The organism is Streptomyces tubercidicus, assembly GCF_027497495.1.
In the GTDB taxonomy this organism is placed as follows: domain Bacteria; phylum Actinomycetota; class Actinomycetes; order Streptomycetales; family Streptomycetaceae; genus Streptomyces; species Streptomyces tubercidicus.
In genome coordinates this window covers 22,711-49,172 of sequence record NZ_CP114205.1, presented here as the reverse complement: position 1 = coordinate 49,172, position 26,462 = coordinate 22,711, and the positions used below count along the sequence as shown (strand labels likewise).

Here is a 26,462-nt window from a genome sequence, read left to right as displayed (position 1 = left end):
GGACCGAGCCGCCCTCGCTCCCGCCGAAGGCCGGGTGCGCTCGCACCTGAACCGCAGTGGTCATGGGCGCTTTTGCCGCCCACCCACAGTCACGAACAGCACACGCCACACATGCGCGGCTCGGCGCGCCCAGCCGCGCATGTGTGGCTGGGCGCACCGAGCCGTACGGGAAGAACGAGGGAAACACATGAGCAGCAACGGACGTCACCTGCGCGGCGTCGTGATCGGGGCCATGGCGACCACGCTGGCCCTGGCACCGGCCGCCGCCGCACAGGGGCCTGCCGCGGCGCCGTCGGCGGCCGCGGCAACCACCCTGGTCTTCGACAAGAACCAGGACGACCCCACCGACTCGCGGATCTCGGTGTACCAGGGCGAGAAGCTCTGGGCCACCTACCGGGCCGGATCGGGCCTCGGCATCAAGAACGACTGCGTGCGCGCCAAGGGCTGGATGCCGAACGGCAACTGGAAGATCAGGCTCAAGTCCCGCACCTACAACGGCAAGCTCATCAAGGGCTACGCCGTCTACCTCCAGGACATGAAGTGCTCCAAGGGCACCCTGACGCGTACCGGGATGTTCATCCACTCCGAGATGAACCGCGACGGCAGCCAGGGCGGCAACGAGCCCCGCCGCTGGGATGGCGCCGGCGACTACAAGTCCAACGGCTGCGTGAAGCTGAACCCGACCGACATCAAGAAGATGTTCCGGCTCTTCGACCGCATCGGCTGGCCGACCTACCTGCGCGTGGCGTCCTGACACGCTGGCGGCGGAGAGGGAGGAGCCAGCCAGACGCCACGGGCGGTAGCGCAGATCGTTACCGCAGAAGGGCTGCAGCTTTCACCAATGCCGCATTGTCGGGGGCGGGGATGCCATCAGGTGTATGTAATACGTCTTCGAATCCGATCCGGGTCGCCAGACCGAGCCGTCTGGCCACACGCAGGACAGGCCAGGCGCTACCGTCTTCGCCGTGTAGCAGAATTGGTGCCGCACAGGCGGTGCCGATATCCCGCAGCAGAAGGTCCGTAGTGGCTGAGGCAGTGTGTGGATTGGTGTCGACGACTTCGGCGAGTACACGCAAGATTTTGTCGACGAAGGGTGAGGCGCGCAAGCGTGAGGCGGCATCAGTGCCGGAGTAGATGCCGGCCTCGATAGCGATGCCCTTCTCTCGCAGAGCGTGGGCGACTAGGTCAGCGCCGTCTTTATGCCAATTGACTGAGGCGTGGTCAGGCCGGACGGTCCATGACCGTACAAGGGCAGCGCGCTGGTCAGGGTCAGGTACGGTCCATGCTCCTGTGGTGACACCGATGGGGGTAGCTGGAACGTCTCGCGTACCGCCTCGATGGCCTCGGCGACGATTTCGGGGGCGAGAGTATCGGAGCCGTCAGGCCTCTTGGGGTGAAGATGGATGTCTGTGACTCCGGCAGCGACTGCCGCGCGGGCCGCCTCGGCGAGTTCGGTGGCAGTAGTGGGGTCGCGGAGAACTGCGAGGGCAGCGTCACGCCGAGAGCGCGGCAAAGACGAACATCGGCTAGCCGTGAGCGGCCTGCCACTCGCGACGCTTCGCTCGGGTCCCGGTGCCCGGCTTGTCCTGTGCTGCCCGGTCCGGCTCGGGACCAGGGTCCTTCGCCGGCACCTTCGTCACCTTCGGCCCGGCCGCCCGCCCGCGGGTGTGCTGCCCCGTATCGCACGTCAGTAGCAGCACATCACGGGAGGCAAGAGCCTGAATGGCTACTGCGCCGTCGATGCTCGGAGAGCAGCCCGCGCCTCGAAGCCGTACTGCGCCGCACCTCGGCACGGGCCTGCTCGACGGGCGCACACGTGCCGGGGCTGCCGCCCATAGGGCCGCCCCGCTGGCAGTGCGGCGCTAGGTTCACTCGTGCGTGTGCTGCGCCGCAATTCGAACATGTGATGCAATCTGGGGGTGGCGTCCTCCTACGACTTCCCCGACGACCTCCTGCAGGCCCAGCGCGCCTGGTACACCGCCTACCGCCAGCTCGCCCAGGAGGAGAACCCCTCCCAGACCACCGTCCTGCGCCGCACCCTGCAGCGGCTTTCCGTACGGATCGCCACGCACTCGTATTGGGCGACCATCCCCGGCCGGGCCCCGGCCGCCCGGATGGCGCTCAAGCAGCAGACCTGGGCCCCGGACCCTGCAGAGGCCCAGCGATGACTGCCTACCTCACCGACAACCAGCGCCGGATCGCTCGGGCCCTGCGGGAGCTGACCGACGAGGCCGGCTACCCGCCGTCGATACGGGAGATCGCCGACGCGGTCGCCCTGTCCGCCTCGACGGTCGCCTATCACCTGCAGGCCCTGGAACGCTGCGGGATCGTCACCCATGCCCCGCACCGAAGCCGCTCGTACCAGATGCAGTGACAGGCCGGCGGCCGCAGCCGCGGCTTGGGGCCCGGTCGCTTTCGGCGAACCGGACCCGCGAGTTGGTCAGTCCCTCACCGGCGGATGTAGACGGTGATCTGGATGCTGCCGCCCATGGCCCCTGCCGTGATGAGGGCTGCGCCCAAGGCGGTCGGTCCTGTGAGGCCGATGGTCAGGCCGGCAGCGATGAAGAGGAAAGGAAGGACGCGCGGCACCCAGGCCACGAAGGCCCGCAGACGCCGTATCAGACGGCCCCGGCGGCTGGGGGGCTGCATGGACAGGGGAGTGGGATCGGTGCTGGGGGACATGCGGGTGCCTTTCAGCGCGTGAGTGAGCTCGGCGGACTCGGACAGCTCGGTGGCTGTCGTCCGCGGGGGTGGTCGCCGCGCGGTCGGCTGTCGGCTCGGCGCTCGGCCGGAGCGCGTCCCTCGTTCGGGCCCGTGAGCCCGTGGCCGGGGTGGCGCTACCACGCCAGCGCCAATCGGCTCCGGCATTGCCCCTGAACGGTGTGATGGCACATCAGCACTTCCTCGATTCCGTGGATCTCGTTCGGACGGCGTGACTCTCGGCCAAGGCAGGGGCTTGTGTCGCGTCCTCGCGAAAATGCCCCACCACGCCCCTTGAGCTGCGCAGCAGGCACCGGACAGCACCACGCGCGCAGATTCGCGAGAACTTGCGCGGGACCTGGACCGTGTGGTCCGAACCCCTTTCTCTGAGGAGTTATGTAGGTGAGGAAGGCGGATGTTGCACTAGACAGGCAGCGTTCTGCTACCAGGGGTGAGCAACTCCCGATGTGGTGCGGTCCGCGGCTTCCGGTACCTCGGAGGTAGCGGAGAGGCTCCTTCCGGCTGGAAGCGCTACGCGTTCGAAGCGGCCGGTTGGCGCGATCCGGGCAAAGTCACCTAGTTCCCATAGGTGATGAATCGCAGGCCGCGGCTACGCCCGACTCCTCGTGCAGACCGCCCCGGACGCCCACGCCCACGCCCGCGCCCCCGATGACACGGCGCGGCACCCACACTCCGTGCTCTACGACCCGCACGGCCTGATCGAAGCAGAACTCCCCCTGGACCGCACGCCGTACGAAGCGCTCGTCACCGCCTGGCTCGCGTGGAAGAAGCTGGACCTCATGGGGGAGCTCACCCGCGCTGTACAGATACGGTCAGCCAGAAGAGGTCTTCGGGTCTCGGGGTGAAGGGGCTTCCGTCCGGGGCATGACGGCCTTCCTGCCCTTGGGCGTTCATCTTCTTCATGAACACAGCGACGCTGCTACCTGTCAGGCCCACGCGCCGGTGCGGCTTCAGGCTCTCGAAGAGCGCTCTGCCTACCACCCTGCGGTTGGGACTGAAGCGGAGGGAGGCAACTGTGGGGGCGTAGTTGGTGGGCATTGCTGTGGTGCGGGGCACATTCCACAGGCAGATGACGCGGCTGTCTCCGGCTGCGGCCAGGTCTTGCCCCGGTCAGGTGGACCTCCGTCTCAGGAACGACAGACACGGTGAAGGCTTCGGTGCGGGAGGTACAGCGAGGCTTCCTGGTGTGTCAGGTCCCGGTTTACGGCATGACACACCTTGGTGACAGCTTCAGCCGGGTGGGGCAGGTACACGTCCCATAGCCGTGCTTTCCCACTGGCGTCGCCACTGGCGAGGGTGCGCCCGTCGGGGCTGAACGCCACCGCCCCGACTCGGTGGGTGTGTCCGGTCAAGGTGGCACGTACTCTGCCGGTTTTCACGTCCCAGAGGCGCAGTGTCCCGTCGTCGCTGCCGCTGGCGAGAGTTTGGCCATCAGGGCTGAACGCTGTCGACGCCACCGGGATGAGGGGGCCGGTCAAGGCGACGTGGTGTTGTGCGGCTGTCAAATCCCATAGCCGCACTCTGCCGGTGTCGTCACCACTGGCCAGGGTGCGCCCGTCAGGGCTGAACGCCACCGTCTCCCCAATGCCGCTGTGTCCAGGCAGGGTGGTACGTACATCGCCTGTCTTCGCATCCCACAAGAGCAGCGTGCCCACGCTGGTGTTGCTGGCCAGGGTGCGCCCTTGGGGACTTAACGCAAGAGGTCCTGCGGGTTCGTAATCCTTCATCAAAGTGGTGTGCGCTCTACCTGTGGCGAGGTCCCACGCCAGGACCGTGTTACGGCCGTTGTCGCCGGCAAATGTGCGGCCATCGGGACTGAATACCACCCACCCCTTGCTTTCTCCAGAGGCGGCGGGCTTGCGGATTCTGCCGGTCGCCGCACTCCACAGCCACATGCTTCTTCTGTTGTCACTGCCCCCGGCCCATGGACGGCTACCGGGGCCGAACGCCACCGCTTGCACCCGGTTTTGTTGACTCATTGCGGTACGGCCTGTGCCGCTTGTCGTGTCCCACAGGCGCACCGTGCCGTCGTCACTGCCGCTGGCCAGAGTGCTTCCCCCGGGACTGAACGCCAGCGATTTCACTGCAGCAGTGTGTCCGGTGAGTGTGGCACGGTTCCTCCCGCCTGCCACGTCCCACAGCCGCAGCGACCCATCTTCGTCACCGATGCTGGCCAGTGTCCGCCCGTCAGGGCTGAAGATGACTGCCCGCACATCGCCGGTGTGGCCGATAAGGGTGGTATATGGCTTTCCAGTTGTGATGTCCCACAGCCATACGGTTCCGTCTTCGCCACCGCCGGCCAGGGTGTGTCCGTCGGGGCTGATCGCCACCGACTTCACGCCGTCAGCGTGGGGCGAGGCCAGTGAGGCGCGGACTTTGCCTGTGGCCGTGTCCCACAGCCGTACCCTGCCGTTGTCCTCGCCGGTGGCCAGGGTTCGGCCGTCGGGGCTGAACGCCACCGATCTGGTGTCACTACTGCCTGCCAGCGTGGTGTGGGTTTTGCCCGTGGCTGTGTCCCACAGCCGTACCCTGCCGTTGTCTTCGCCGGTGGCCAGGGTGTGTCCGTCGGGGCTGAACATCACCGACTTCACATCGGCACTGTGCGAGAGCAGCGTGGTGCGTGCTTTGCCCGTGGATGTGTCCCACAGCCGGACCTTCGCGGTCGTGCCGCCGCTGCCGACCACCGTGCGTCCGTCGGGGCTGAACGCCACCGACTTCACGTAATCAGCCTGGGGCGAAGTCAGTGAGGCGCGGACTTTGCCCGTGGCCACGTCCCACAGCCGCACCCCACCGTTGTCCTCCCCGGTGGCCAGGGTGCGTCCGTCGGGGCTGAACGCCACCGATTCCGCACCGCTGTTGTCCGTCAGCGTGGTGCGGATCTTTCCCCTGATCACATTCCAAAGCCGTACTCCCCCGGCTCCGTCAACGGTGGCCAGGGTGTGGCCGTCGGGGCTGAAGGCGGCCGACAGCGCATCGTAGGTGTGCTCCAACCGCTGCCGGAGCGGAAGGCCGGCGGCCGCAAGGACGCCGGCGGTCGCTTCCTTCGTGCGGGCAGTCCGGTAGGCGTGGACTGCCAGGAGCGAGGCGAGGTCAGGACTGTCCTCGAGCAGAGCAGTCGACTGCGCGGCGAGCTGTCGCGACAACGACATCTGCTGCGCGGTCACTGCCGTGTGCCGTTGCTGTTCGCTGGTCCGGTACTGGTCCCATGCGATCACGCCCGCGGTGAGGGCGAGGACGAGTAGGACGGCCAGCGTGCCGGTGAACTGGCGCAGGCGCCGGGTGGTGCGGGCGGCAGCGTGTCGTTCGTGGTCGCGGGCGGCGAGTGCCGCGTTGAGGAAGGCGGTTTCAAGGGGGTTCAGTGTGTTGTGCTCTGGGCTTGTGAAGGTTTCTTGGGCGCGGGTGAGTCGGGTTCCGCGGTAGAGGGCGCTGGGGTCGCGGTCGAGTTTGTGCCATAGGAGAGTGTCGTGGGTGAGTTGTCGGTGCACGCGTAGGCGTTCGCGGTCTTGTTCGATCCATTGGCGGAGTCTGGGCCAGGCGGTGATGAGGGCTTCGTGGGTGAGGTCGATGGTGTCGTTGTCGAGGGTGATCAGTCGGGCGGAGGTCAGGTGTTCCAGTACTGCTGTGGTGTCGGCGGGGTTGTTGGTGTTGAGTTCGTTGCGGTTGATGGGGTGGCGGGTGTCTTGGGTGCCGTCGCCTGGGGTGATGAGGCGGAGTAGGGTGCGGCGGGCGAGGGTGGCTTGGGTGGGGGGTAGTTGGGTGTAGGTGTCTTCGGCGGTGCGGGCGATGGCGCCGTGCAGGCCGCCGGTTGCTTCGTAGATCTGGGTGGTCAGGGTGCGTCCTTGCCGGTGGCGCCAGGTTTCCATCAGGGCGTGGGACATGAGGGGGAGGCTGCCGGGTTCGCCGTTGATCTCTTCGATGATGCGGGCGGTCAGGTCCCGCTCGACGATCAGTCCGCGGGCTGCGGCCGGTCGGACGATGGCTGCCCTGAGCTGGTGGGTGTCCATGGGGCCGACCAGCAGTGTGGCGTCTTGTAGAGCAGCGGCGAGGGCTGTGTGGTCGGCGCAGCGGCCGAAGAAGTCGGCCCGCACGGCAAGGACCACGCGCAGTCGGCTGGCCTCGTGCCGTGCGGCCAGCAGATGATCGAGGAAAGCGCTGCGTTCCGCGTCGTCGGTGCAGAGGGTGAAGAGTTCTTCGAACTGGTCCACCAGTAGCCAGGTCTCTCCGGGTCCGGGAGCCGGCTGCAGGCGTTCGCCGTGCGTCATGGGGTGTAGGCCCGGGGTGAGGATCCGTACGGCGGCCGGTGTCTGGCCGTCGGCCTCGTCCGGGGCGCGCAGGCGGGGGATGAGTCCGGCCCGGAGCAGTGAGGACTTGCCGCTGCCCGAGGCGCCTACCAGTGCGCTGACACGGTGCCGACGGACTGCCTTGGCCAGCTGCGCCGTCAACTCGTCGCGGCCGAAGAACAGTTCCGCGTCGCCCGGTTCGAAGCGGGCCAGTCCGCGGTAGGGCGGATCTGCGTCGTCGTTTTGGGGTCGTGGCTGGCGGGTGAGGTCGGCGTCGGTCTGTTCCCAGCGGTGCTGCCACTCCTCGGTATCCCCGTGGCAGGCGCGCACATAGGCCAGCAGTACCGGCAGGGTCGGCAGGCGTTCGCCCGCGGCGGCTTGCGACAGTGTCGCCGCTGAGTAGCCGACGCGCCGTGCCATGGCCCGGTAGGCCGGCGTCCCCGCCTCCACTCGCAGCTTGCGTAACTCGTAGGCGAAGCGCGGGACCGGACCGTCCTGCGGATCGATCGGATTCTCCGGACGCCCCACTCGCCGCTCCCCCCGAATCCCTGCAAGCGTCCCTCCAGCCTATGGGCCAGGCCACCACGTCCACAACGGCATCCCGGACGCGGCGGGGCACCGGGCGAATTGATTAGCTGCAGTTCAGAGGGGCTGCCAAACAACTCTGCGGCGGGTGGACTTGCTGTTGTCGGCCGGTTGACCCACCCCGGGGGAGTGGGTCAACCGACCTGCTCGCACATCCTGCCGCCACGCCGGTGTGGCACACCGAGCCCGCCGGGCGAGCCCAGCGGCAGGCAACAGGACCATCCAAGGGGGAAGCCATGCCAAGCCGTGCCTCTGCACAGAAAGCGGAAGCCGTACGAGCTTTGTCCGGGAATCACACGGGCATCGACGATGCACCCGTACAGGGTGTCGAGGGCCCGGCGCGCCCCCTCGCGCCAGGAGACCCCGGCGGCATCTCGCACCTGACGCCCCGTGAGCGCCAAGTCCTCATTCTCATCGGGCAAGCCGCACCGAATCGGGCAATCAGTCGGCAGCTGGTCATCACTGAACGTACCGTCAAGGCGCATCTCGCCAACCTCATGGTGAAGGTCGGGGTCTCCACCCGCGTCGAAGCCGCGATCTTCGCCTATGTTCACCATCACGCCATCCGCCGACCGGCCGCCTGACGCAGAGCGGCCAGTAGTGATCGAGCCGGCGCCCCTCCCTTTTTCCGGGAAGGGGCGCTTGTGGCGCCGCCGAGGCCGGCACCTGGTGCGCGACGTAGGAAGAGGCCGCCGCTCGTGCCGGAGTCTTCCTGCGGGAGCGTGCCGCCGCCCACCCGTAGTGCCGTAGTGCTCCAGTGCGGTTTGGCCCGGCTCGTTACCGGGCCCGGGAAGGGAAACAGGCGCTCGACTTGTTCTTGTCTTCGGGCTCAGGTCGAGCGCCGGCAGGCTCAGGACGCCTGAGTGGCCGATAAGGGTTTGCTGCGTTGCTCCGCGGTCGGAAGACTTCCGCTCGTGCCCATGACTGCACGGGACCTGGCGCTGGAACGCTTCCGATGGATCGGTGGTCACGCGGATGTGTGGGCGGTCTTTCGGGATGCCAAAGCACTGGCCGTGATCGTCGCCGGTCTCGTTGAACCGTTCCGGGACGAGCGGATCACAGCGGTCTGTGGGATTGAGTCGCGGGGGTTCCTGCTGGGTGGTGCCGCGGCCGTTGAGTTCGGCGTCGGGTTTGTTCCTGTCCGGAAGGGCGAGGGCGTCTTCCCGGGAGACAAGGTCGCCCGTCAGTCGTCTCCCGATTGCCGGTGCCTTCGTCACACGCTGCGGCTCCAGCGTTCCTCGCTGGGGTCGGGAGACCGCGTGTTGTTGGTGGACGACTGGGTGGAGACCGGAAGCCAGGCGGCAGCTGTCCGGAGCATGGTCGAGGAGTGTGGGTCCACCTGGATGGGTTGCGGCGTCATCGTGGATCAGCTCACCGATGCGCCGAAGAGCGCTCTCGGCGCCGTTCGGGGCCTGCTGACCGCGTAAGATCTCCCACCGTGCGAATCCTGAGGTCAGCCTCTCGGCTTCGAACCGGCCTCGAACTTGAGGCACTTTTCGCAGTTCGCAGTTCGCAGTTCGCAGTTCGCAGTTCGGGGCATGGGGCGGCCTTCGTCTGATCCTGTGCTGCGACCAAGGTGCACGTGACCACGACGAAGGCGTGAGGGGAGTCTGCTGCCAGAAGCTGTCCGGAGGAAGCGTTCGCGGAAGCGTCAGGCTTCCGGGGAGGCTTCTGCGAGTGTCGACCTCTGGGCGTGACGAGTTGTTCGAGCCGGCGGACGCGGTGCTGTGCGGACGGTGCGGTGAAGTCCGCGGTGGACTTGACGCTGTTGCCCGAGCGTCGGCGTGGGCACGGAGCGATGTACGGCGGCTTGAACCACGGCCGGATTGACTTCGGCCGGCTGCGGACGGTCCTGGCCGGGCTGTCGCTGCCGCGTTTCGACGGCGGGTGCCTGGTCCTGGCGGTCGAGGTGTCGCTGTGGCTTCGCTCGGACGCGCCGTGCTCGGCTGACTGGCTCTTCTGCCACGTCTACGGCCGGGCGAAAAGGGTCTCGTAGTTCATTCCGGGCCGGCCTACTCTTTCGTCGCCGTGCTGGAGCCGGGGCCACGTCCTGGACCGCGATTTTGGACGCAGTGCGGCTCGGCCCTGCGGACGACGCGACCGCGATCCCGCCGATCAGCTGCGGGGTGTCGCCGAGCGGCTCTCGCCGCGGGCTCGTGGCAGGACGGGGACCCGCATATCGTGATCGTCAGCGACGCCGGCTGCGACGTCACCCGTCTGGCCTGGGTGCTGCGCGACCTGCCGGCCGAGCTGGTCGGCCGGGTCCGCTCCGACCGCGTCATGCGCCTGCCGGAGCCACCGAGGATGCACGGCGTCAACGGCCGGCCACCCAACACGGCCCGGAATTCCGCTTCACCGGTCCGGAGACACGGCCCGAGCCCGCGATCAGCACGGTCACGGATACCACCACTGACGGCAAGGCCGAGACCAGGCATGGGACCGGATCTACCCAAGGCTCACCCGTAGCTCGTCCTGGCTCGACCATGACGGTGAACTGCCGTTGACCGAGGGGACGTTGATGCGGTGGAAGGCCGAGCGTCTATCGAAGGACCGGGATGCCCCGCCGGATGGTTATGGTCCTCCAAGACCGGCGCAACCCCGGACGGCGTGGACCGTTTCTGGCAGGCATTTCTCCGCCGCTTCGATCTGGAGCACACCTTCCGCTTCGCGAAGCAGACCTGGGCTGGACCACTCCGAAACTCCGTACTCCCGAGGCGGCGGACCGCTGGGCCTGGATCCTGATCGTCGCTCACACCCGGCTCCGGCTCGCCCGGCCGCTCGCCGCGGACCTCCGCTGGCCGCGGACCTCCGCTGGCCGCGGACCTCCGCTGGCCGCGGACCTCCGCTGGCCGCGGACCTCCGCTGGCCCTGGGGGAAACCCGCCACCTCCGACCGGCTCACCCCGGCCGAGGCCGTCGGGGGTTCAGGAACATCCGCGCTCACCTCGCCTGCCCGACCGTGTTCCCAAACCCCGTGGCGCCGGGCCCGGCGGCCACCTGGCGCCAAGAACGAACGCCGGGCACCCCGCTACGACGTCGGCAAGACCGTCATACGCCCCGAGACTCTCAAAGCCATCGGCAAGCCGGAAGATCTTGGTAGACCAAGAACAGGCTCAGCAGCCGACCACGCGAAACGCTCGGCGGGGAAACCCCAGCCGAGCGTCTGCATGCAATGCCCGCTACCACACGTCGGTGATCATGTGTGGTCACGATCCCTGGAATCCGCCTGGCGCAGGGGGGACGCTGGTGTGTGTACGGGTGTCGGTCAGACGTTGGTGAGACGGTCAGACGTTGGTGAGACTGGCCTGGAAGGTGTTGCCCCAGCCACTCTGGACGCGCTGCCGCTTGATGATGTCGCTGCCGAAGCCGTCCACGCGCTCGGTGGCCCTCCAGGTGGTCGCGGCGAAGCCGCTGTGGCCCTCCAGGTTGGTCGGCTCGACCTTGCCGCCCGTGATGTTGATCGCCGCGTTGACGTTGGTGAGCTTCGAGCCGCCGCCGATGACCTTGCGGACCTTCCCGTGCTTCGACTCGTACGTCACCCACACCTGCGCGCTCGTCACGGGGATGCTGAAGACCTTCTCCGTCACCGTGAACGCGACCCTGACACTGGCCTTGCGACCCTGCTTGGTCTTGCGACCCTGCTTGGTCTTGCTGTTCTGCGTGGCGCGGACGAACTTCACGTCCTTGTTGTAGTTCGTCACCGCCCGCACGGTCTTGTTGCCGCCGGTGTGCCCGCGCATCTGGCCACCGAAAGCCTTGTAGACAGTGCGGGACTGCAGGTAGCCGAGGAACTTGACCTGCTTGGACTTCGGCAGCGCACGGAACGCCTTGAGGGTGGCGCGGGCCTCGGGGGTGCGCTGCTTGATCAGGTAGGCCACGTACGTGTGCGGGGTGAGCTTGTTCGTCTGCGCGGACGCTGACGAGCCCGCGGTTGGCGCCGCGCTGCTGGGGCCCATTGCGGAGGCGGCCGGGGCCAGGACGGCGACGGCGGCGGCGCCGGCGACGGCTGCTGTGCTGATCCGACGGAGTGCGGAACCATTGCTCATTGCTGTTTCCTTTCCAAGGGTTGGGGCTGTTTGATTTCAACCCTAGGAACGGCGAACGGGCAGCCGGTATTGGCCTTTGAGGCGTATCCCTTTTGGCCATGGCAACCGCTGTTGCATAATCCCCGGCCACCGACCCGACGACTGACTCCGGTCCGCTCCGTACGAGAGGGCGTGCCAACCGGCCTTTGAGATAAGCGGGTCGCACTCCTGATACGCGACTACCGGCTCCATCATGGCCGCCCGCGTCCTTGGTCAGGGCTGTGCCTGCCTCCTGTCCGCGATGCGCCACTGGGCGAGGCGTTCCAGACGGTCAAGCGCTCCGACCTGTTTACCAGGTCCTTGGCGGGCTGGTGTCCTGACGGCATGGTTCCTCGTTATGGTTGGCTTCCTGCATGGCAACGGTCATGCAGGAAGCTGCAGTTGCTTGATAGGGGGATCATGCAGACAGTTAAGAAGACGCGCGGCCAGATGGTGTCGGACAACATCTGGTTTTCGTTCGCGGCTTTCCTTTTCGTGTCCTTCCTCGGGTTCACGCTCGGGAAGGGGGAGGCGTGGGGGAAATTCGCGTGGGCCGCCTACTTCGCGGGTTGGGTGCCGCCGCTTGGCATGCTTGTCTGGCATGCCATCAGGAATAAGAAGATCAACGACGGAGCGTCAGTGATCTTTGGGATTCTCGCCGTGTTCGGGGTCGTTTGCTGGCTCAACCACAGTGACACTTTTCCGCTGTGAGACCTCGGACGCAGGGACATCGTCCATCCGGCCCATACCCGAAGGGCCAATAGCCTACAGTCAGCGCACAGCGTGATGATTCCTTCTGCCCGCCTAGAAACGCCAGGCGGGGAAAGGCCGTTCGTGCACCGCACGGCAGCGGCCTCACTCCATACAGCAGGGGGAACCTATGCGTAACAAACTCCGAGTAGCAGCAGCGACGGTCACGGCTGCCGTCGCCCTGGGCGTCGCCGCCCCGATGGCGTCGGCTGCCGAAGCCAACCGCGCTCCGGCTGTCTCCTCGGTGCAGACGACGGCGAACAGTGCCGCCGTTCGTAGCATCAGCATCGAAACGCTGCGGTCCGCCGCCGCGTCGACGGACGCTGTCGCCACGATCGACGCCAAGAGCGGCGTCCAGGCGAAGAAGGGTCGCGGCATTGCTTGGCAGATTGCCAAGCGGATCGCCGCCAAGTACGGCAAGGGCGCCATCAAGAAGATCGCCAAGAGTTGGAAGGGCTACCGCAAGTGGGTGAACGGACTCTCCAACTGGAACCCCCTCAAGTGGGCCATCAAGGCCGCTGGCGGTGAGGTGCAGTACCAGATCTACCTCGCTCTGCGGGACATCGCCTTCTAAGGGACCGTTCCGGTAGGGCTGCCCTCTTCTGGGGTTCATTAGTGGTGTACCTGTGGGGCGTCGGCTGCGGTCTGACGCCCCACATCGCACTGCGCCCACCGAAACGGGGAGCTTGACCTCCGGTCAGCAACACAAGCAAAACAGCAGCATCTGCCGAGGACCTGGCTGACGGGCGGGAGGGGGCAGGTCCTTGCCCTACGAGAGCGCCAATCGCCCTCGGTTCAACGTGGGGCGCCAGGACAAGGTGGCCGCCAGCCGCGGTGCACCCCGAGCTGCGGCAGCGACGGGTTCATGACCCGCGTCACGGAAACCTTGAGTTGAGCCGCACTACGCGGCCGTCGACATCAGCTCACGAGCCCAGGAATGAGTGGACAGGACCAGCAGGTATCCATCCGGATCCCGTACGCGCTTCGTCCCGGATCGTTGTGTGCCTGGTGACCCGGCTTCTAGGCTGGCGGGCACGTGCAGGCGATGCTGGGCCGCCACAGCCAATCAGCAATGTCGGTGGCGTTCTCTCCCGACGGCCGGACGGTGGCGAGCGGTGGCGCGGACCACACGGTGCGCTTGTGGGACGTGGCATCCCGAAAACCGCTCGCCGTGCTACGAGGACACCAGGAGACGGTGGACTCGGTGCGTTTCAGCTCGGACGGACGCACCGTGATCAGCGCCAGCGCCGACACACCGCGCGGCTCCGGGACGTCGCCTCCCGTCGCACCTCCGGCATCTTGAAAGGACACCACGGGGAGCTGCCGGACGCCGCGTTCAGCCCGACGGCAGGACCATCGGCACAGCGTCCCACGACGGCACGGCACGGCTGTGGGACAGCGCTTCGAGGACGTCCCTCGCCACCCTGACAAGTCACACCGGCTCGGTGAACGGCATCGCTTTGAGCCCTGACGGCCGAACCGTTGCCACCGTTGGGGCCGACCGTTGCATCCGCCTCTGGGACACCCGAACACACCGCCCGACAGCAGTCCTCAAGTTCCACACCAACGAAGTCCACTTCGTGGCGTTCAGCCCGGACGGACACACCCTCGCCACCACTGCAGCCGACCAGACCACCCGCCTGTGGGACCGACCCCGAGCGAGCCGCCACCGCCGCCGCCGCCGCCGCCGCTCGCGAAGCCGACGGATAACGACTGCACGGCCGCGCAACTGTCACGGCACGGTGAGGAGCGTCGCGCTCCGGCCGAGCGCGCCGGTGACCGCTGCCCACGGCCGCGCAGAGGCTTCGGGCCGCCAGGTGAAGGCCTGGCGGCCCGAAGCCCAGACGGGCTATTCCTGGTGTCCGCCCGCCAAGCCGGGCATCAGCTGCACGATTCCCCGTGGGCTGCCGTCGGTGTCCTTCGTTCCAAGGGCATCGAGGCGACCAGCGCCGAGCAGGCGGTTGGCCCGGGGACCAAGCTCAGCGGCGCCAGACCGTCTACGCCGGCATCAAGCCCAAGACCACCAATGCCTGGTCGGACTCGGTGTACCGCGGCCGCCCGCCGCCAGGCCGTAAGGCCGGGCGGCCAGGGCTTGACCTTTCACCGGCAACGGTCAGGGGCTGTTCCCATGGGATGAACCTCAAGAATTCAGCTCTTGATGAGGCGGCCTGCGAGACGGGCCGCCCGGTCGCCGGCGCCCCGTCGCGGTGCGCTGGTTGTTCACTGGCCAGGGCGGTTGTCGCGGCCTTCCTGAAAGTGAGCAGCCCTTCAAGGCTGACCTGTGCATTGCTCAGCTTGGGGAGCGGGACACACTGAAAGTTACTCATGGATAAAGTTGGCAGGTTGCGTCGGCTGAGCCGATATGACCTGCGAGTTTCTGAGATCTGCTCACTGTGAGCGTTGATTGCTCAGCGTTGCGGAGTCGCCGGTAGTGGCGGCCGAGGGCGCGCTGAGCGAGCTGTGGCTGCGCCCCTTCTCTGCGGTCGAGCCGATGGTTGGGTGAGTTGCGTGCGGCGATCATCGTCACCATCGTGCTGCGAGCCCGGACAGATCGAGCCGAGGAGGGACCGGGCCATGGTGGTCGCGTCTTTGGGCCGTCCGGGCGCCGCCGCTCGGACGGCTTGCGGCTGCCGACAGCCCAGGCCGGGCGATCACGCAGGTCTGGTCTGCTCATCCCGGGCTCTGGTCGGACAGGGCATCGGCTTCCAACCAGGCATCCAGAACACAGACATGGGCGGTGATGCCGTGCCCGGCCAGATCGGCTGCATGCTGACGGAGTTCTTGCCGGAGCCGGTCCAGGCTACGGCGGGCTGACTGCGTGCGTCGGCTGTCGCCGGTGTCCCAGGCGCTGCCGCCGAAGTAGACAGCCACATACACACCCGTCGTCCCCTGGGGGCCCTGCAGGTAGCGCAGGCCGAGCTGGTCCCGGATGGCAGTGACGACCTGTCTGTGCCAACTGCACTTCACCTCGCCAGGCACGGACAGCGCCTGGGCACCGGTGGTGTGGGCGACGGCCAGCAGGTCGGGGATATCGCCATCGGTTTCCGCCAGGCGCGGGTTGATCTCGACCTCCCGCAAGACGGCCGCCCGGTCCCGCAGCCGTCGCTCCAGCTCACGGGCCAGCCAGGTCGACATCTCGCGCTCTTCGGCGGGCACATAGCTGACCCAGTCGTTGTTCCGGCGCCGGCGATGCCAGAGCTGGGCGCGCAGCGCCCGGTCGGTACGCAGGTCGTCAGCGATGTCCCCCAGCGCCTCGGCGACCACGGCAGTGAACTGCTCCCGGGACCCGGTGATCCGGCGGGACGGTGAGGTGAGAACCTCTCGCACTTCCGCGGCGGTGAGTGGCAGCCATGCCTGGGCTCGCACGGTATCCCGCATCTGCACCGCGTCCGCCTGCAGCCACACGCTGCCGGTCTGCGCGGCGAGGTCGGCCGGGACGGCGGCGTTGACAGGGACGGCTGCGAGATGAGCGGGCCCGCAATGGTGGAGGCGAATTCGTCGACGGGGCTGCTGCGCACGAGGCGTCCGGGGCGGTCAGCTGTCGAGGAAGTGCCCGGTGCGCCCACAGGTACAGTCGTCCGCGCTGCGACAGGGCCAGAGCGGACCAGGCGTTGTTCGCGTTCGTGTGGCCTGGCCGATGATGTCTCGCGCGGGCAGGACGTCGTCCTCGAAAATCTTGATCAGGGCGTCGAACATGGGTGCAGTCATCTGGCACGCCGCCAGGCAGGCACCTGACGCCACCGCGGTGTCCCGGTCAGCGGAGGCATCCGTGCCGATGTCCGCGCAGACGGCAACGCTGCGTTGCAGCAGACCGAGGGCCGTCTCGGCCGTCTCTGCGGGCAGCGCTGCGGCGGCGATGCCGAGAAGCGCGGCCAGGGCGTGGGCCGGGGGTGCCCCTCGTTGAGGCAGTCCAGCGCCTGCGCACTGAGCTGCGGCAGTCGCATATGCCGTTGATGGAAGGCGACGACGGTGACGTCCGAGGTCATCGTCCGCGTGAGGAACGCGGTCGTGGCGCCCTCGTCGTGTGCGGCGGCCCGCTGGAGCGCCGAAGACAGCAGCGCGTAGCCGCCCGGCACCTTCCACAAACCGGGCAGCCACTGCAGCCAGTGCGCGGCCGGCACCCGATCGAGCAGGGTGAGGTCGCAGGCCTCGACCACCCGGCAGACGTCGGTGATCAGGTCGGCACCGGCCTCGTCCGCGGCGTCCGACCGGCACACAAAACGACAGGGCACGCTCGGCGACGATCTGTTGCTGGCTTCGGTCAGGGCCGGCCAAGCGGGAACAGGCCGTGCTCCGCCCGAAACGTCCGCCTCACGGTGCAGGGTGCGCATCAACGCGGCGAACTCCCTCTCGCCCAGGGCGTCTTCGGCGCTCCAGCGCTGGCCGTCGCCGCGCCCGGGCACCTGCCGCTGACGGGCGCGTTCGGCGCGCGCGGCGGGAGCGAAGCGCGCTCGTGGCTCGCAGCTATCGATGTGCCTTTCTTTGACCCGGGTTACTCATCCGGCTAGTGTCATAGCCGAATCAGATATCTGAGTCCGCCTGCTGGAGTGCGTGTGCTGCTGACAACAGGTCAGGCTGCTGAAGAACTTGGCTGTGCCGTGACCACGTTCCGCCGTCTCGTGCGTGCCGAATTGCTGCCGGGACTGTCACGCCGCGGCGTACGCGTCATGGCCCCCCTCGGGATGGTCCAAGCCCTCGGCGCACGGCACAGTGCCCCCCTGGAGCAGCTGGACGTCCGGGAGCTCGCCGTCTTGCGGGTGGACGTCGCTCAACGGGCCCACGATCCGGACCGTGACTGGATCGGTTTCGCAGCCTCCCTCACGCCTGAAGACCTTCTCAAGGCGCTGCGTGGCTGGTGGCGGTGCGACGCGGCGAGCGTCGCAGCTGGGAAAATCTTGCCGGTGACCCTTGCCGGGTATGTCGTCGCCGTCCTCACCGGACTATCCCGCTGGGAGAAGAACGAGCAGGGCCGACACGCTTTTCCCGATGCTGTCCTGGCCGGCTACATCACCGACCTCACCGGCCCCACGAAACACCTGACTGCTCCCGCAGCCCAGGACCGCGCCGTCGCAGACCTGCTGCTGGGCACCCGCCTTGCCTCTCACTCCGGCGGGGCGATCGCCTATGTCGCTGCAGGCAACGCCGTTAACTAACCCACTCCAAAAGGGATTGCGATGGACAGCAAGGCCTACACCGCCTCTCTCGCCGAACTGCGCACCCTGCGTGACGAGATCAAGAAGAAGCAGGCCGAGGTGGCAAAGCTCGAGACGGAACGGGCCCGCCGCGTTACCGCGCTGGCCGGGTACGAGAAAGCCAAGGCCGAGCGGATCGCGCCAGCGGCCGGCATGAGCCTCGCGGAAGTCGTCGCCATCGCCCCCATCCTGGCACCGGACAGTCTCACCACTCCCGCGCGGCCTGCGCCGGCTGCTCCCGACTCTGACGTCCACGCGCAACCTGTTGAGGAGCCTTGCGCCGCACAGACGCCTGAGCCGGCTCCGGGAGCAGCTGCTCCGCCCATGACCCGCGGCCCCCGAACACCGGCGCCCGCCGACGCAGTCCCGTCCACGCCGGCCCCAGTCGAGACCCCTCCTGCCACGGCCCACGCCGCCCCGGCCGCGAAGGCGCCCGCGGCCGCCCCACAGCCACCTCCGGCAAGCACGCCGTCCTCACTGGCTGCTGCCGGCGTGCCGCGGCCGCTGCCTTCTCTGCCGGAGGGGCCTGAGGGCGACCGCTGGGTCGGTCACACCGCCCATCTGGCCTCCACCCGGCCGAACTTCACCCAGCAGGCCCGCTCCACCGCTTTCCTCGACACCGCCACCGGCATGCTGGTCTACCGAGACCAGGCCACGCGCCTCGATCTTGGCAGCCGGTCGGCGGCCGACATCCTGCAGGCCGTCTTCCACACCATCCCCGAGGGCGTGGAGCGGATCTACCTCACCGCGGGCGACCCCTGGCACCGTGAGGCCGGGCGATACCCGTTCCTGCGTGACGCCGTCGCCGCCTGGCTGAACGCCCCCATCCCCGGGTGGCGCACCGACACCGGCCGCGGCAAGGACCGCATGGCCGGGCACTTCGTCCACGCCCGCCACCCCGTCGGCCGCTACCAGCGCGAAAGCGCAGACCAGCACGTCGAAATCCGGTCGGTGGGGGAGTGGTTCGACCCCGACGGAGCCGACCCCACCACCATCCGCGACGCCTTCGTCCTGCTGTGGAAGGCCCTACGATCCCACTGGCCCGACGCCGTCATCATGGGCTCCCCCTCCCAGACCGGCCGCGACCTGTGGACCCGCACCATCCCCGCCCGAGGCCAGTTCTCCGACGGCTACCCCGTCCTGTCCGAAGAACTGCGCGGCCTCCTGCACGCCACCGCCGGCCAGGGCCGCACCGAACTGATCACCCCACCCGACGTCCCCGACCAGCTGCCGTCCCTCGTCGAGTACGACCGCACCTTCGCCTACGCCAAGCACACCTGGAAATCCCCCGTCGGCACCCCCCGCCGCATCACCGCCGCCACCTTCGCCTCCTGGAGCGAGAAGGAGCAGACCAAGGCCCTCTTCGGCTGCGGCCACTGGCAGGTGCGCGTGACCGTCCCCGACGGCTGGAACCACGTCGGCATCCTGCCGGCCCCCGCCCCCGGCGAACGCGCCTGGCACTACCCCCGGACCCCCGGCACCACCTTCACCACCTGGGCCGGCGGCCCCGAGGTCTACACCGCCCTGTCCAACCCCCTGGCCTCGTGGAAGGTCGAAATCCTCGACGGCCTGCTGTGGGAAGACGGCAAGCCCCTGGATGACTGGTCCAGGAAACTCAAGGAAGCCTGGGCCTCTCTCTCAGCCCAAGCCGACCTCCACGGCGACCCCACCCACCGCCAGGCCGCCCACCTCGCCTCCCGCGCTGTGCGCTCCCTGCTCCTGTACGGCATCGGCTCCTTCGCCCAACGCCCCCGCACCGTCACCGGTACCACCCCCCGCACCGCCGAGCGCGACATCCCCGCCGACGCCGAAATCATCGGCTTCGACGACGACCACGTCACCTGGCAACGCCCCACCGGCTTCTCCCGCGACCCCAACGCCCACCCCGAATGGGCCGCCACCATCTGGTCCGGCGCCCGCGCCGCCCTGCTGTCCATGCGCATGCGCGACGACAACACCCACGTCGGCGCCCTCCACGCACCCCCCGGCACCGTCGTCGCCTTCCGCACCGACGCCGTCTACCTCACCGCACCCCAGAACTGGCCCTACCACGGCCAGCCCGGCGAATACCTCCACAAAGGCCACCTGACCGGACCCGTCCCCGCCCCCACCACCGAGGACGAACTGCTCGCCCTGCGCGACGCAGGACGCACCGCCCTCCACCGCACCCGCACCGGCGGTGACGCCTGATGCCACCCCAGCGCCGCACCCCTGAGTTGAACGAAGCAGCCCAGCTCTCCGACCAACTCCGCGCCGCCGGCTACACCAAACGGGACATCGCCCACATCATCAACCGCGACGCCTCCCTCGTCTCCCAGTTCTACACACGCCACAAGGGCGCCGCCTTCGTCCCCGCCCTCCGCCACGCCCTGGCCGCCGTCCACGCCGGCATCACCGACACAGCCGAACTCGCCGCTCTCGCAGCCCCCCACATCACCCGCCGCACCACCGCCGCCGGCACCCGCGCCCGCGTACGCACCAAAGCCGTCCTCATCACCCCCACCGGCACCGGAACCGGCCGCGCCGGAGCCCAAGCCATCGCCTCCGGCGCAGCCCGCCTACGCCCCCTGATCGCCGAAGCAGCCCGCCAAAGGCTGCGCCTCGCCTTCACGGTGCGTATGCCGAAGAGCGGGTTCACCCTGGCCTCCGGCAGCCGCGCGGACTCACCCGGCATCCGCCGCGACGTCGTCCAACGTGCCGACCACACCGAAGAACGCTCCTACGGATCCGCCACCACCGGAGGCTTCGACGCCACCGACTTCGCCCAACGCGTCGACGCAGCAGGCGGCGACGTGACCGCAGCCGTCCAGCACTGGCTCCTGGAGACCGGCCGCATCCACCCCGACGCCCACATCACCCACCTGGAGATCCGCACCTGGAGACCCCGCTGACACCCGCGCAAGCGAAGGGGCACGCCGGCCGGCCGCACGGATTGCCCGGTTCGGCACTGACCCGTGGTGCGTTTTGGCTACGGTGCCCACCACGGTCTCTGGGAAAGTACCCGCGGCTGAAACAGGGGGGGCTCATGCTGAGCGAGACGGACATCCTGCAAGCCGTGCGACAGCACATCGCCGAGCGTGGGGAAGCGTCGAAGGTGGGCTTGCCGGTTTCAGGAGAGATCACCTGGCACTCGCTCCTTGAGGGAACGGTCGTGCGGTGCATGGAGACCCGTACCGAGGACGAGCGTATTCACCGCGGCCGACTCGACCTCTCGGGCCGCCCGCAGTACGACAGGCTGAGGCGTCACCCCCTTGCCCCACCGCAGGATCTCTCCGTCGCGACGACACACAAGCTCGTGCAACGAGGGTCGGTAAAAGAGGAGTCCTGCCCTTGCGGCAACGGGAAAGTGACCTGCTCGCGTTGCCAGGGCCGAGGGGACCTGCCCTGTGCGGCGACCACTTCCTGCAGCGACTGCCGCGGCATCGACGCGTGCTTACGCTGCGACGGCACGGGCCACCGCATCCGGAAGGCTCCCGAAGAACACCGGCAGGCAGCGGACGAGCGGGCCACGTGCAAACAGTGCGGGGCGGCCGAGGCTGCATGCGCCACATGCCGAGGCCGCGGACACGCCATGTGCTCGACCTGCCGGGGCGGGGGGACACGAGAGTGTCCCAACTGCGATGGCGCAGGAACCGAGCCCCATAAGCGATGCGCGGGCACCGGCCACACCGTGACGTGGACCGAAGGCATCATCAACCGGCAGCCACGGACCGAGAAGATCAAGTGGCCCGAGTCGGGCCTGCCATACGTGGCGCGGCAGCACGCACGCGAGTACGGCGACTGGCGCAAGACCTTCCTCACCCACAAGGATTCTGTCCCTGACGGCCTCGAGGCCGATTTCAAGGCTCTGCTGAAGCCGCGCCTCAAGCCGCGTGACGGTGAGATCGCACGAGAGGCCGACGTGCGGTACCTGCCGCTGGCCCGGGTGGTTGTGCCCGAACACCGGCATCGGGTCTACTACGTTTACCCTGGCCCGACCTCGCTCCAGGTCTTCATCCTGCCCTCGCCGCAACGGACTTGGCAGATTGCCGCAACAGTCCTGGGAGCCTTGGCAGTCCTCTACCTGCTGTCGCGACTTCTGTCATAGAGCCGCGCTCACGAAGCGACCCGCACCTGTGGGGCACCACAGTCCGCCCTGGCTGCTCGGGTGCGTCTGCCGGCCTGAGCACATTCGAACACGCTCCTTTTTTCGCCATGTGAGTCCGCCTGCTCCACGACGGATGAGGCCCCGCTCTTGCAGCGGGACCGATGGTGGCCGGCGGAAGCCCTTCCTGCGCAACCCGCGCCCGCGGGGAAGAAGACGAGCGGCTGGATGATCGCCGGACTCATCGCAGGGTCTGGCTTCGGGGGCAGGTCTTCGGCTTCGGAGGCGAGGAAGCAGCCGGCCATCCGGTCTCGCCGCGGCCTGCGGCATCTCCGTCGGCCACGCGGTGATGGCCAGGCGTCGGCCGCGGCTGCGGAAGCCGCGCGGTACTGGCGAGCACATTGCGGCTGCTGTCATTGCCGTGGCGGCACTGACCTTGGTGGTGCAGACGGCTTTCGCCGCGCGCCGTGCAGTGGTCCGCGCATGGCCCCTTTGGGCGCCCTCACAGCTGGCGGCCTCGGGTACGGACTATGGCGCATTCTGCGCTCCACACGCACACAACGAACCCGCACCGCCATGCTTGCGCTGCTGCGGATCACGCTCGCCGAAGTCGACGCCATGAACGACCAGGAATCCGACATCGCGCTGCGTGATCTGCTCACCCGCGACGGCTGGTCGGCCCGCAAAGTCGGCCGTCAGGGCGACCAGGCCGCCGACGTCATCGGCGGCGGCCGGCAGCGAGGCCGCATTGTGCTGCAGGCCAAGCACACCAGGGTCGGCGGCAACGTCGGATCAGGGGTGCGGTGGCGCCGCCGAGGCGGCCCGGGCGGCGATGACGCGTATTGGTCACGTGACGGGGGTCACGCTTGACGGTGGAACTGGGGGCGGGGTTAACTCGCGCAGCTGTGAAGTTTCTGTGAATGAATATGAACTCAGGGTGGGGACTGTGAGTTTGGGGTGGGGGCACCGGATTCACGGTGCACGAAGAAGCATGACCAGACGCGGCATAGCCAGCGTCACCACCGCGGCGCTCCTGACGTCGCTTCCGGTGCTCGCGCTCGCGCCACCGCAAGCCACCGCAGCCGGCAAGACCTCGACCATGACGCAGTCCGCACTGCAGCGAGCCGGGGCGACCGGCGAGCCGGTGGAGGTCACGTCAGAGCGCACCGAGTACTCGCAGACCGTCGCTAATCCTGACGGAACGTTCACACTGACACAGTCCACGACGCCCCAGCGAGCAAAGGCACCTGACGGCTCGTGGCAGAACATCGACACCACACTGGTACGCCGCACCGACGGGACCGTAGGCCCGAAGTCCGCAGTGGTGAACCTGGACTTCTCCGGCGGCGGGCCCGGGGCAGGCATGCTGCAGTTAGGCACGGACGAGCAGTCCATGAAGTTCGGCTGGCCGGGCACGCTACCCACCCCGGCGCTGAACGGGGCAACCGCCACGTACGCCCATGTCCTCAAGGACGTTGACCTGCAGCTCACGGCAACCGCCGAGGGATACCGCGAGGTTCTCGTCGTCAAAACAGCCGAAGCTGCGCACAGCCCCGAGCTGGAAAACATCAAGCTCACCGCCTCCGCCAAGGGCCTCAGCGTCATCCCCGGTGCCGGCGGTGGCCTGCGCGCCGTCGACTCCGACGGCAACGCCGTCTTCACCGGACCAGCTGGTCAGATGTGGGACTCAGCAGGCGGCACACTGCCTCCCTCACCCAAGTCCAAAGCTGCCGAACAGCGAGGCGGGAAACCCTCACAGCCGACGGCCGCCGAGCAGCCAGGCACCGAAGGGGGCGACCCCACGCACCCGGGGGATGGGGCCGCCAGCGCCGAGCTGCCCGTCACCGTCACCGCAAGCGCTGTCTCCGTCGCACCGGACCTGGACCTGCTGCGCGGCAAGGACACCGTCTACCCCGTCTACATCGACCCGCCCGTCGGCCTCGGAGTGTCCGAGCGCACCAAACTCTCCTCCGACGGCGACAAGTTCTGGCAGTTCGACAAGCCCATGGGCGTCGGCAAGTGCGGCAACGCCGACGGCTACTACTGCGGCTCCGGTTACACCGACCGCATGTACTTCGAGTTCGCCCCGACCAAGCTCAGCGGCAAGTACGTTATCGACGCCACCTTCCGGGCCCACGAGACCTGGTCGTTCAACTGCACCCCGTACTGGGTCGACCTCAAGCGCACCGACAACATCTCCGAAGGCACCCGCTGGCCCGGACCCAAGACGCTCGACCACATGGGCGACCGCTACATCTCCGCCGGACGCGACAAGAACTGCTCACCCGCGCAGCCGGACACCTGGGTGGAGTTCAACGACAACCCCCAGGAGAGCGACGAAAACCTCGCCTCCACCGTCCGCTCTTTCGCCGACGGCAAGATCCACCGCCTGACGCTGATGCTGCGCGCAACGGACGAGAGCGAACCCCGGGCGTGGAAGCGCTTCGACGACAACGCCGAGCTCAAGGTCAACTACGTGCCCCGGCCAGGCCTGCCGACCTCCGTCGGCGCCATCCCCGCAACGGGCACCACCGCCTACTGCCGCACCTCCTCCTCCGACCCGCTGACCGTCACCACCGCCACCCCCACCGTCCAGGCACGCGTCCAAACGAAAGTGCAGCCCAAGAACGGCGAAGAAAAAGGCTCACTGCAGGCCGAGTTCTGGATGGAACGCAAGAACGGCAGCTCATGGGACAAGGTCTGGAGCGACTACAAACCCGACAAGGGCTGGGACCCTGACGGCACCCTGGAAAAAGCCGTCACAAGCCAGCGCGCCGACGGCGGCCTCTACCGCTTCAAGTCCCGCACCCAGTCCCACTGGTACTACGGATCCAAGTCCGGTGACCTGTTCTCCCCCTACTCCTCCTGGTGCTACCTGAAGATCGACACCAGCGCCCCCAAGGCGCCACAGATCACCAGCACCGGCCCGTATACCGAATGCACCACCAGCCTGTGCGAACCCAAGGGCGGTCCCGGCATCGCCGGCGCCTTCACCTTCAAGCCCCACAGCGGCGAATCCGGCGTCAAAGGCTACCGCTACCGCCTGCTGACCACGTCGAAGAAGGGCGCAAAGACCGTCAGCGGAGCCACCCCCGCCGTCAAGGACGTCACCCCGTCACTGCCCGGTACCCAGGTCCTCTCCGTCGAAGCCACCGACCTCGACGCCGACGGCCGCGTCCGCTACGGACCACCCAGCGAATACGTCTTCAAGGCCTCGCCCGCCGAAGGCAACACCGGCCGCTGGCACTTCGACGACGCCCCTCCCGGCTCGGCCATCACCACCGCCGCCGACAGAGCCACCGTGGGAACCCGCCACAACGCCACCCTCTACACCACCGGTGCCGGCTGGTCCACACTCGCCCGCCGCGGCGCCCACGACTACTCCCTGTGGATGGACAGCGCCGACCCGAACAAACAACACGGCTACGCGGCCACCAGCACACCAGCCCTCAACACCGGAGATTCGTTCACCGTCTCCGCCTGGGTCTACCTCACCGACACCACGGCGAACCACGTGGTGCTCACCGAACCGGGCGAACACGCCTCGGCCTTCACGCTGTACTACTCCGCCACCACCCGCAAGTGGGTGTTCAACCGCACCGACCAGGACAGCAAGACCGCCTCCTATATCCGCTCCCCGGCCGACAGCCCCAATCCCACAACGCGAGTCTGGACCCACCTGGCCGGCGTCTTCGACACCCAGCACGACGCCGACCCGAAGAACGACACCATCCAGCTCTTCGTCAACGGACGCCCCCAGGGCCAACCCGTCACCGCAAGCACCGTCAGCACCTACAAGCCGTGGACGGCCTCCGAAGGACTGCAGTTCGGCCGCAGCAAGGTCGCCGACCTCTACGGCGAGAACTGGCGCGGCCGCATCGACGAAGTTGCCCTGTGGCAGCGCCCGCTGAACGCCGACGAACTGCACCAGGAAGCTGCCCTTGAGCAGGACGGCGTCCCTGCCAATGAACTCGTCGGGCACTGGGACGCCGCCATCTCCCAGGGCGCAAGCGTCCGCGAAAGCCCCGAAGACCCCGACGACCCGAGCAGCACCGGCTTCCCCTACGGCCGCGGTCCGCTGAAATTCTCCGCCACGGGCGCCTCTTTGAAGGACGAGGACGGCCAGGACCAGTCCCTGGTCCTCAACGGCTCCACCGGCTACGCAACCGCCACCGGGCCCGTCGTCGACGAGACAGGATCCTTCACAGTCTCCGCCCGAGTCCGCCTGGACTCAGCCGGCCTCGCCAAACAACCCGTCGGCTACCGCGCCGCGGTCTTCTCCCAGGCCGCACCGGCAGGCAAGGAATCCTCCTGGGCCCTGTGGGTGGAGAAACCAGCAGCCGACACCTACCTGTGGAAGTTCGGCCGCACCGCCGTCGACGCCACCGGCAAAGTAACCGACACCGGCCTGGTCACCGCACAAGAACCCATCAGCCCCAAGGAACTCAACAGCTGGGTGGACCTCACCGGAGTCTTCGACGCCGCCGAGACCTTCACCGACGACGACGGCCAACAGCAGCTGGGCATGACCCATCTATACATCGGCCAGTTCCCACAGCAACCCGAAGGTGAAGCAGGCTTCGCCACCCCCCAGCAAGGCAGCGGAGACCTCACCGCAGGCAACGCCCGCCTGGCCGGCACCACCAGCCACTACCTCCCCGGGGCCTTGGCCGAACTGCGCGTGTGGACCGGCGCAATGACCGCAGATCAGGTCCGCTCCCAGGTGCTGGCAGCCCCTGACGACGCCTGAGCGGAGCAACAGCAGTCGGGACGGCAGCCGCGCAGCC

23 protein-coding genes and 2 pseudogenes are annotated in these 26,462 nt (G+C 68.0%); 19 read left to right on the top strand and 6 right to left on the bottom strand.

Annotation, left to right across the window (positions count from 1 at the left end; translation table 11 throughout):
- Positions 1 to 187 precede the first annotated feature (187 nt).
- The gene (locus STRTU_RS00185; protein WP_269777060.1) at positions 188 to 754 is read left to right on the top strand and encodes a L,D-transpeptidase family protein; all 567 of its coding nucleotides are present in this window, start codon (positions 188 to 190) and stop codon (positions 752 to 754) included.
- A gap of 58 nt (positions 755 to 812) precedes the next feature.
- Here the strand turns inward: STRTU_RS00185 and STRTU_RS00180 are convergent.
- A pseudogene (locus STRTU_RS00180) lies at positions 813 to 1,513 on the bottom strand (3-keto-5-aminohexanoate cleavage protein).
- Between the two features lie 406 nt (positions 1,514 to 1,919).
- Between STRTU_RS00180 and STRTU_RS00170 the strand changes: the two are divergent.
- Positions 1,920 to 2,168 (top strand): hypothetical protein, encoded by a 249-nt coding sequence (locus tag STRTU_RS00170; protein WP_269777058.1) that lies wholly within the window; start codon positions 1,920 to 1,922, stop codon positions 2,166 to 2,168.
- Complete coding sequence (locus STRTU_RS00165) at positions 2,165 to 2,374, top strand: LexA family protein (RefSeq protein ID WP_269777057.1); 210 nt, start codon at positions 2,165 to 2,167, stop codon at positions 2,372 to 2,374. The genes STRTU_RS00170 and STRTU_RS00165 overlap by 4 nt, the downstream gene beginning before the upstream one ends.
- 74 nt (positions 2,375 to 2,448) lie before the next feature.
- Here STRTU_RS00165 and STRTU_RS00160 read toward each other — a convergent pair whose 3' ends face one another.
- Positions 2,449 to 2,682: a hypothetical protein gene (locus STRTU_RS00160; RefSeq protein ID WP_269777056.1), complete on the bottom strand. Its 234-nt coding sequence runs from the start codon at positions 2,680 to 2,682 to the stop codon at positions 2,449 to 2,451.
- A 644-nt stretch (positions 2,683 to 3,326) separates the two neighbouring features.
- Between STRTU_RS00160 and STRTU_RS36040 the strand changes: the two genes are divergently transcribed.
- On the top strand, positions 3,327 to 3,566 hold the full coding sequence (locus STRTU_RS36040) for a hypothetical protein (protein WP_389853005.1): 240 nt from the start codon (positions 3,327 to 3,329) through the stop codon (positions 3,564 to 3,566).
- A gap of 282 nt (positions 3,567 to 3,848) precedes the next feature.
- Here STRTU_RS36040 and STRTU_RS00150 read toward each other — a convergent pair whose 3' ends face one another.
- Positions 3,849 to 7,529 carry an nSTAND1 domain-containing NTPase gene (locus STRTU_RS00150; protein WP_336298730.1) on the bottom strand — a complete coding sequence of 1,227 codons (3,681 nt, stop codon included), beginning with the start codon at positions 7,527 to 7,529 and terminating at the stop codon, positions 3,849 to 3,851.
- Positions 7,530 to 7,822: 293 nt separating this feature from the next.
- Here STRTU_RS00150 and STRTU_RS00145 point away from each other — a divergent pair, with 293 nt between their 5' ends.
- The 4 genes from STRTU_RS00145 (at position 7,823) to STRTU_RS36035 (ending at position 10,052) form a co-directional block, all read left to right on the top strand.
- Positions 7,823 to 8,170 (top strand): helix-turn-helix domain-containing protein, encoded by a 348-nt coding sequence (locus tag STRTU_RS00145; RefSeq protein WP_159749583.1) that lies wholly within the window; start codon positions 7,823 to 7,825, stop codon positions 8,168 to 8,170.
- A 336-nt stretch (positions 8,171 to 8,506) separates the two neighbouring features.
- Positions 8,507 to 9,013, top strand: coding sequence for a phosphoribosyltransferase family protein (locus STRTU_RS00140; protein ID WP_159749585.1), 507 nt, complete (start codon positions 8,507 to 8,509; stop codon positions 9,011 to 9,013).
- Between the two features lie 266 nt (positions 9,014 to 9,279).
- Positions 9,280 to 9,582: a transposase gene (locus STRTU_RS00135; RefSeq protein WP_336298729.1), complete on the top strand. Its 303-nt coding sequence runs from the start codon at positions 9,280 to 9,282 to the stop codon at positions 9,580 to 9,582.
- A 32-nt stretch (positions 9,583 to 9,614) separates the two neighbouring features.
- Positions 9,615 to 10,052 (top strand): transposase, encoded by a 438-nt coding sequence (locus tag STRTU_RS36035; protein ID WP_269777055.1) that lies wholly within the window; start codon positions 9,615 to 9,617, stop codon positions 10,050 to 10,052.
- A gap of 817 nt (positions 10,053 to 10,869) precedes the next feature.
- On the opposite strand, the gene STRTU_RS00125 is transcribed toward STRTU_RS36035, so the two are convergent.
- On the bottom strand, positions 10,870 to 11,631 hold the full coding sequence (locus STRTU_RS00125) for a hypothetical protein (RefSeq protein ID WP_159749587.1): 762 nt from the start codon (positions 11,629 to 11,631) through the stop codon (positions 10,870 to 10,872).
- Positions 11,632 to 12,069: 438 nt separating this feature from the next.
- On the opposite strand from STRTU_RS00125, the gene STRTU_RS00120 reads away from it, so the two are divergent.
- The 5 genes and pseudogenes from STRTU_RS00120 (at position 12,070) to STRTU_RS36025 (ending at position 14,474) form a co-directional block, all read left to right on the top strand.
- Complete coding sequence (locus STRTU_RS00120) at positions 12,070 to 12,360, top strand: hypothetical protein (RefSeq protein WP_159749589.1); 291 nt, start codon at positions 12,070 to 12,072, stop codon at positions 12,358 to 12,360.
- A 169-nt stretch (positions 12,361 to 12,529) separates the two neighbouring features.
- Positions 12,530 to 12,973, top strand: a complete 444-nt coding sequence (locus STRTU_RS00115) for a hypothetical protein (protein WP_159749591.1) — start codon at positions 12,530 to 12,532, stop codon at positions 12,971 to 12,973.
- A gap of 471 nt (positions 12,974 to 13,444) precedes the next feature.
- A complete protein-coding gene (locus STRTU_RS00110; RefSeq protein WP_159746630.1) occupies positions 13,445 to 13,702 on the top strand; it encodes a WD40 repeat domain-containing protein in 258 nt (85 codons plus the stop codon).
- 37 nt (positions 13,703 to 13,739) lie between these two features.
- Positions 13,740 to 13,793 (top strand): annotated as a pseudogene (locus STRTU_RS36030) (hypothetical protein); the annotation flags it as partial.
- Complete coding sequence (locus STRTU_RS36025; RefSeq protein WP_371873661.1) at positions 13,788 to 14,474, top strand: WD40 repeat domain-containing protein; 687 nt, start codon at positions 13,788 to 13,790, stop codon at positions 14,472 to 14,474. The pseudogene STRTU_RS36030 and the gene STRTU_RS36025, both read left to right, overlap by 6 nt.
- A 595-nt stretch (positions 14,475 to 15,069) precedes the next feature.
- Here the strand turns inward: STRTU_RS36025 and STRTU_RS00105 are convergent.
- On the bottom strand, positions 15,070 to 15,804 hold the full coding sequence (locus STRTU_RS00105) for a hypothetical protein (protein WP_159741863.1): 735 nt from the start codon (positions 15,802 to 15,804) through the stop codon (positions 15,070 to 15,072).
- Positions 15,805 to 16,103: 299 nt separating this feature from the next.
- Positions 16,104 to 16,631 (bottom strand): hypothetical protein, encoded by a 528-nt coding sequence (locus STRTU_RS00100; protein WP_159741862.1) that lies wholly within the window; start codon positions 16,629 to 16,631, stop codon positions 16,104 to 16,106.
- Between the two features lie 321 nt (positions 16,632 to 16,952).
- On the opposite strand from STRTU_RS00100, the gene STRTU_RS00095 reads away from it, so the two are divergent.
- From STRTU_RS00095 to STRTU_RS00070, 6 genes are all read left to right on the top strand, one after another.
- A complete protein-coding gene (locus tag STRTU_RS00095) occupies positions 16,953 to 17,552 on the top strand; it encodes a DNA-binding protein (RefSeq protein ID WP_159741861.1) in 600 nt (199 codons plus the stop codon).
- 21 nt (positions 17,553 to 17,573) lie between these two features.
- Positions 17,574 to 19,781, top strand: coding sequence for a hypothetical protein (locus STRTU_RS00090; protein ID WP_159741860.1), 2,208 nt, complete (start codon positions 17,574 to 17,576; stop codon positions 19,779 to 19,781).
- A complete protein-coding gene (locus STRTU_RS00085; RefSeq protein WP_159741859.1) occupies positions 19,781 to 20,482 on the top strand; it encodes a helix-turn-helix domain containing protein in 702 nt (233 codons plus the stop codon). Before STRTU_RS00090 ends, STRTU_RS00085 begins: the two co-directional genes overlap by 1 nt.
- Before the next feature lie 779 nt (positions 20,483 to 21,261).
- Positions 21,262 to 21,678 carry a hypothetical protein gene (locus STRTU_RS00080; protein ID WP_159741858.1) on the top strand — a complete coding sequence of 139 codons (417 nt, stop codon included), beginning with the start codon at positions 21,262 to 21,264 and terminating at the stop codon, positions 21,676 to 21,678.
- 573 nt (positions 21,679 to 22,251) lie between these two features.
- Complete coding sequence (locus STRTU_RS00075; RefSeq protein WP_246240068.1) at positions 22,252 to 22,545, top strand: PDDEXK family nuclease; 294 nt, start codon at positions 22,252 to 22,254, stop codon at positions 22,543 to 22,545.
- Between the two features lie 121 nt (positions 22,546 to 22,666).
- Complete coding sequence (locus STRTU_RS00070) at positions 22,667 to 26,425, top strand: laminin G domain-containing protein (RefSeq protein WP_246241473.1); 3,759 nt, start codon at positions 22,667 to 22,669, stop codon at positions 26,423 to 26,425.
- Positions 26,426 to 26,462: the final 37 nt, after the last annotated feature.